The sequence below is a fragment of the Hyphomonas sp. GM-8P genome (genome assembly GCF_003263315.1).
Lineage (GTDB): Bacteria > Pseudomonadota > Alphaproteobacteria > Caulobacterales > Hyphomonadaceae > Hyphomonas.
Genome location: NZ_AWFE01000035.1, coordinates 114,320 through 120,319, shown reverse-complemented (window position 1 = coordinate 120,319; position 6,000 = coordinate 114,320). Strand labels below are relative to the sequence as shown.

General features: G+C 62.1%; 6 protein-coding genes. 3 read left to right on the top strand and 3 right to left on the bottom strand.

Going from position 1 to position 6,000, the window contains the following annotated elements; genetic code table 11:
- On the bottom strand, positions 1-693 hold a 693-nt coding region (locus HY26_RS03520; RefSeq protein WP_158531409.1), incomplete at its 3' end, for a carboxypeptidase-like regulatory domain-containing protein.
- Positions 694-964: 271 nt separating this feature from the next.
- Between HY26_RS03520 and HY26_RS03515 the strand changes: the two genes are divergently transcribed.
- The 3 genes from HY26_RS03515 to HY26_RS03505 are packed head-to-tail and all read left to right on the top strand — an operon-like array spanning position 965 to position 4,025.
- Positions 965-1,315: a metalloregulator ArsR/SmtB family transcription factor gene (locus HY26_RS03515; protein WP_112072929.1), complete on the top strand. Its 351-nt coding sequence runs from the start codon at positions 965-967 to the stop codon at positions 1,313-1,315.
- Positions 1,316-1,325: 10 nt separating this feature from the next.
- Positions 1,326-2,192 (top strand): MBL fold metallo-hydrolase, encoded by an 867-nt coding sequence (locus HY26_RS03510; protein WP_034768809.1) that lies wholly within the window; start codon positions 1,326-1,328, stop codon positions 2,190-2,192.
- A 27-nt stretch (positions 2,193-2,219) separates the two neighbouring features.
- Positions 2,220-4,025, top strand: coding sequence for a SulP family inorganic anion transporter (locus HY26_RS03505; RefSeq protein ID WP_034768807.1), 1,806 nt, complete (start codon positions 2,220-2,222; stop codon positions 4,023-4,025).
- Positions 4,026-4,238: 213 nt separating this feature from the next.
- Here HY26_RS03505 and HY26_RS03500 read toward each other — a convergent pair whose 3' ends face one another.
- Complete coding sequence (locus tag HY26_RS03500; RefSeq protein ID WP_112072928.1) at positions 4,239-4,721, bottom strand: hypothetical protein; 483 nt, start codon at positions 4,719-4,721, stop codon at positions 4,239-4,241.
- The gene (locus HY26_RS03495) at positions 4,718-5,602 is read right to left on the bottom strand and encodes a ParA family protein (protein ID WP_051600252.1); all 885 of its coding nucleotides are present in this window, start codon (positions 5,600-5,602) and stop codon (positions 4,718-4,720) included. The genes HY26_RS03500 and HY26_RS03495 overlap by 4 nt, the downstream gene beginning before the upstream one ends.
- Positions 5,603-6,000 lie beyond the last annotated feature (398 nt).

Below are 6,000 nucleotides of genomic sequence, written 5' to 3'. Positions count from 1 at the left end.
ATACCGGACCACTTTTCGGGATGCAGACCAATCCGGGGTCAGGGATTTCTGGACTTCGATCCCGTCCAGCAGATCAGACGGCACGCCGTCCAGCAGAACACCGCGGCGGTCTTCCGGCGATGGTGTACGCACGCCGTTGATGGAGGAGGCGATCAGGTCGGTGTTGATGCCGCGGATCGAGACGTAGCGGCCTTCGCCCTGGTCGTTCTCGATAGAGAGACCCGGAACGCGGCCGAGCGAGTCGGCAACCGTTGTATCGGGGAAGTTGCCGAGGCCGTCGGAGTCCACGACAGAGATGATGGCGTTGGAAGCACGCTGCTGGTTGATGGCGCCTGCCTGGGCGGCGGTGGAGCCGACCACGAGCACATTGTCCATGTAGCGGGTGTCGCTGCCGACCGTGAAGTTCACGGTGGCGGCGCCAGCGAGCGAGACGTCGGAGGTGACTTTGTCAGCGCCGATATAGGAAACGGACAGCGTGTAGTCGCCGGCCGGAATGTTGTTGAAGCGGTAATCACCGTAACGGTCGGACGCGGCGGTGCGGCCGAGTTCCTCGATCGTGACGATGGCGCCCTGCAGCGGCGCTTCGCCGGATGCGTCCGTGACCTGACCAATGATGACGTCGGCGGAAGCCGCCTGGATCAGCCCGGCGGAAGCAACCCCGAGCGCGAGTAGTGAACGATAAGATTTTGGCATGACAGACCCCTCTGTTCGGTGAACCGAAGCGCCCTTCCCACAGTTTCTTGACGGGCCTGTTTCGGTTTTGTCACCGTTGTGTGACGCGCTATGGTTGCAGCAGGGGCGTGGGTCGAAAAGCTCGCTTTGGCCGGCGTGTGCGTCTTTCCGGCAACAGGCCTGGCGCCCGGTTCCTGAAAACTGGATGACGGTTTTGACCCAGGTTGGGGACCTCTTGGAATCTCGTAATTTACACTTATGTAAAGTGTAAAGTGAGATCGGAGAGAAAGAGATGATCAGGGACAGTGAGAGAATGGAGCCGCTGGTGGCCGAAGCCACAGGCCTGCTCAAATCCCTCAGCCATCCTGACCGGCTGATGATCTGCTGCCAGCTGCGCGGCGGGGAGACGTCTGTCGGAGAGATGGAGGCGGATCTCGGTATCCCCCAGCCGCGCCTGTCGCGGGAACTCGCCAAGCTGCGCGAGGAAGGCGTGCTGACGGCGCGCAGGGATGCGCGGCAGGTTTTCTATACACTTTCAGACAAGCGCGCGCATGCGATGGTGGATGCGATTTGCTCGGTGATGCTGGGCAAACAGGCCGACCCGGATGTGCGCATCGCCAAGACAGCCAAAGCCAGGAAATAAGGAGCCCGCAATGACGAACCCAGTTGTGACAGCCTTCTTCGACGAGCCGACCTACACGGTGAGCTATGTCGTGACCGATCCGGAGACGAAGGTCTGCGCCGTGGTCGATTCGGTGCTGGATTTCGATCCGGCGTCCGGCCGCACGAACACCGAGTCCGCTGATGAGATCATTGAGTTCATTCAGAAAAATGATCTCAAAGTAGAGTGGATTCTGGAGACCCACGTCCATGCCGACCATTTGTCGGCAGCGCCGTACATTCAGGAAAAGCTGGGCGGCAAGATCGCCATCGGCGCCGAGATCCGCACCGTGCAGGACACATTCGGCAAGATCTTCAATGAAGGCACCCGTTTCCAGCGAGACGGCAGCCAGTTCGACAAGCTGATGGTGGACGGTGATACGTTCCGTATCGGGAACATCGAAGCCCATGCCATGCACACGCCCGGCCACACGCCGGCCTGCATGACTTATGTCGTCGGAGACGCGGCGTTCGTGGGCGATACCATGTTCATGCCGGACTATGGGACCGCCCGGGCGGACTTTCCCGGCGGAGACGCCCGCACGCTCTACCGTTCGATCAAGAAAGTGCTGAGCTTGCCGCCCGAAACCCGCCTGTTCATGTGCCATGACTACAAGGCGCCCGGCCGGGACGAGTACAAGTGGGAGACGACGGTCGCTGAGGAGCGGGCAAACAATGTCCACGTCCATGATGGGGTCACCGAGGACGAGTTCGTCGCCATGCGCGAAGCGCGGGACGCAACGCTGGACATGCCGCGCCTGATCCTGCCTTCTATCCAGATCAACATGCGCGCCGGTCAGATGCCGGAGCCGGACGATAACGGCACCAGCTATCTGAAAATTCCGCTGAACGCTCTATAGTGGCGGGAAAAGCCGGGGGCTGAACGCGTGAAACTGTCTGATCACCTGCCCATTCTTCAATGGGGCCGTACCTATAATGGCGGCACGTTCACCAATGACATGGTGGCGGCGGTGATTGTGACGGTCATGCTGATCCCGCAATCGCTGGCCTATGCTATGCTGGCGGGCCTGCCGCCGCAGGTGGGGCTCTACGCCTCCATCCTGCCGCTGGTGATCTACGCCATTTTCGGCACGAGCCGGACGATGGCCGTCGGGCCGGTGGCGATCCTGTCGTTGATGACGGCCGTCGCCGCGGGCAAGGTGGCCGAGCAGGGCACGCCGGAATACCTGACGGCCGCGATCATTCTGGCCATCCTCTCCGGCCTGATGCTGGTGGTGATGGGCATTTTCCGGCTGGGCTTCCTCGCCAATTTCCTGAGCCATCCGGTCGTGTCCGGCTTTGTCACCGCGACCGGCATCCTGATTGCCGTCAGCCAACTGAAATACCTGCTGGGTGTGCAGGCGAGCGGGCACAACATCATCGAGACGCTGGCCAGCATCATCAGCCACCTTGGCGATGTGAACTGGTACACGGTCTCCATCGGCGCTCCGGCGGTGGCGTTCCTGTTCTGGGCAAGGAAAGGCCTGAAGCCGTTGTTGCTGGGGCTCGGCCTGAAGGAGAATATCGCTGGCACGCTGGCGCGGTCCGGACCGGTTCTGGCCGTGGCGCTGGGCGGTGTGGCCGTGACGGCCTTCGGGCTGGAAGCCAAGGGCGTGCACATTGTCGGCGACATTCCGAAAGGCCTGCCGGGCCTGACCGTGCCGGATTTCGACCCCGGCCTCTGGCGCTCGCTGCTTGGCTCCTCAGCGCTGATCGCGATGATCAGCTTTATTGAATCAGTCTCCATGGCGCAGACGCTGGCCGCCAAGCGCCGCCAGCGGATCGACCCGGACCAGGAACTGATCGCGCTCGGTGCCGCCAGCCTCGGGGCAGGTTTCTCCGGCGGCTATCCGGTGACCGGGGGCTTTGCCCGCTCCGCCGTGAACTTCGACGCCGGTGCCGAGACGCCCGCCGCGGGCGCCTTCACCGCCGTCGGCATTGCGCTTGCCGCGCTGTTCCTGACGCCATTGCTCTACAACCTTCCGCAAGCCGTGCTGGCCGCGACGGTGATCGTCGCCGTGCTGGGCCTCGTGGACCTGAAGAAACTTGTGCACACGCTCAGCTATTCGAAGCGCGACTTTGCCGCCATGCTGGGCACGATCCTCGTCACGCTACTGGCGGGCGTGGAGTTGGGCGTCACCACCGGCATCATCGTCTCGATCGGCCTGCACCTCTATGTCACCTCCAAGCCGCACTTTGCGATTGTGGGGCAGGTGCCGGGCACCCACCATTTCCGCAATGTGAACCGGCATGCCGTTGTGATCCCGAAACATATCGTCACGATACGGATCGATGAAAGCCTGTACTTTGCCAATGCCCGCTTCCTGGAGGATACGGTCTACTGTGTCCTCGGGAACCGGCCGGACGTCGAGCACATTGTCCTGATGTGTCCGGCGGTGAACCATATCGATGTCAGCGGCCTGGAAAGCCTCGAAGCGATCAACCGGCGCCTGAAGGATGCCGGCGTCACCCTGCACCTCAGCGAAGTGAAGGGACCGGTGATGGACCGGCTGAAGCGCACGCATTTCCTGGATGATCTGACCGGCAAGGTCTATCTTAACCAGTTCGATGCCATCGTGGACCTCGACTATGATTGCGCGAAATCTGCCATCGAGAAGACGGGCGAGGTGACGGACCCGACCTCTGATCCATGCCCCTCGCAATGCATTGCGGGCGTGCGGGAGATGAGCTGAACGCGCTCCTTCAATCCTACGGGCAAGGTCCTGTACTAACCCCCGCGCATGGCTGGAAGATCATGAAGACGAGACATCACCGAACGGCACGGACGGGTGATGCGGCTGCTGTATCTCAGCGGGCGCAGCGTGGCGAAGATTGCGCGCCAGCTGGGCCGTCTGGGCGCTGATGCTGGATGAAGCTGTGCTGGGCGTTCGGCAATTGTGAGGCGCCTAATTCCCGGTGCGGAAGCTCTTGCGGCCGAAGTAGGAACCGGAGGAAGCGGGCTTTGGCGCTTCCGGTTCGGCCGGGGTTTCGGCTTCGGTTTCTGCGGCAGGCTCTTCAGCCGGGGCCTCGGTGACAGGGGCGGCAGTCTCGACCGTATCGGGCGTATTGCCGTCCATCAGGTCGCGGATCCAGGCGCAGGCGGCGCCCGCGGTGGAGACCTCGATGTCCGGGACGGTCTTGTCGAGGCGGCGGGCAAGCAGGCGGGCCTGATGCGCCGTCAACGATTTAAGCTGGGCTTCGAAGATGTCCTTGCCGACGGCATCGCGCAGGGCGCGCATGACCTCGACGGTTTGCCCGGCGGAGATCATCAGCTTCTTGGTCAGCAGGCCGGCCGCAGCGGCGTATTCTTTCTCTCCCAGCGCGCTGAAAGCCTGGTTCAGCAGGGCTGTCAGCGCTTCGGCGCCAGCCTTGTGTGCGTCGCCGCTCATGCCAGCGCCGCCTTCACTTCTGCCAGCAGGTCCTTGATCACCGGCAGGGCGCCGCCGGACCATTTCGCCTCGATCGTCGGCTCCGGGCCAAGCTCGATCGGGTTGGTGGCAAAGCCGGACTTCATCGGGATGACCGTCTTGAACATGGTGAACTCGGCTTCCTGGGCAGCCGCCGCTTCGCGCATCGCGTTCAGCACGACCTGCTGGTGTTGAGAATTGTCATACCGGGTCGCCAGCACCATGGGGAGCTTTTTCACGTCGCGTTCGCGCAGATTGGTCATCACGTCGCCGGTGAAGAGGTCGAGGCCGAGTGTGGACATGAAGTCCGGAATGGTCGGCACGATCACGAGGTGGCTGGCGGCGAGGACCGATTCCGTCATCGTGGAGATGCCGGGCGGGCAGTCGCACAGAATGACGTCATACTTCGCCTTGAGCAGGTTGAAGTCGTCGCGCAGGCGCCGGCCGACCTGGTTCTCCAAGGCTTCCATGGAATAGCCCTGCTCGGTCAGGTGATAGATCAGCTCTTTCTCGGTCTTGCGCAGGCGCGGGCTCGACGGGATCAGGTCCAGTGGCAGCGGCTTGCCGCTCGCGGTTACGTCGGAGGCGTCGGTGACGATATACTCTTCCAGCCGTTTCTGCTCGTTCGCCTCGAAATTCTCCAGCAGCCAGTCGGAGATCGTAGCGTAGTCGTTGATGGCCTGGAACAGGTGTTCGTCGCCCTCATTGCCGAAGACCAGCAGAGAGGCATTGGCCTGCGTGTCGAGGTCAACGACCAGGACGCGGCGGCCTTCGGCCGCGAAGGCTTCAGCCAGGCTGACAGTAGTTGTGGTCTTGCCGACGCCACCCTTGGAATTGGCAATAGAAATCACACGCGCCGACATTCTTCAGCTCCTCGACCCCTCAAAACGGAAGCTAACGACAAAGCAGATTTGGCTCCTGATGGCTACGCCAGAACGTCGCAGAGCTGTGGGAAATAGCAGCGCCAGTTCCGCAGCTATAAGCATGTTTTTCTTTGTAATTATTGGATAATTCAAATCCCAATCCCCGGGTTACGGCCGCATCTTAACTTCACGCCATCAAACGACGGAGGCGGATGCAGCGGCATGGTGTGGATCTGGATCCCGGGAAAAAACAGGCATGAGTCGAAATCGGCTCCACCCATGGTGGCACTGACTGATCCCGGCGGCCTGAATTGGGGCGGCCGGGAGCGGGGGCGCGCTGACCTGCGATGGCGACCTGCGCAACGCGGTCGCCTATCGCTGTGTGCGCATGGTGGGGG

Bases quoted from the DNA above. Each gene is read 5' to 3' on its own strand.
- HY26_RS03515 (WP_112072929.1), top strand. From the start codon at position 965: ATGATCAGGGACAGTGAGAGAATGGAGCCGCTGGTGGCCGAAGCCACA.
- HY26_RS03510 (WP_034768809.1), top strand. From the start codon at position 1,326: ATGACGAACCCAGTTGTGACAGCCTTCTTCGACGAGCCGACCTACACG.
- HY26_RS03500 (WP_112072928.1), bottom strand. From the start codon at position 4,721: ATGAGCGGCGACGCACACAAGGCTGGCGCCGAAGCGCTGACAGCCCTG.
- HY26_RS03495 (WP_051600252.1), bottom strand. From the start codon at position 5,602: ATGTCGGCGCGTGTGATTTCTATTGCCAATTCCAAGGGTGGCGTCGGC.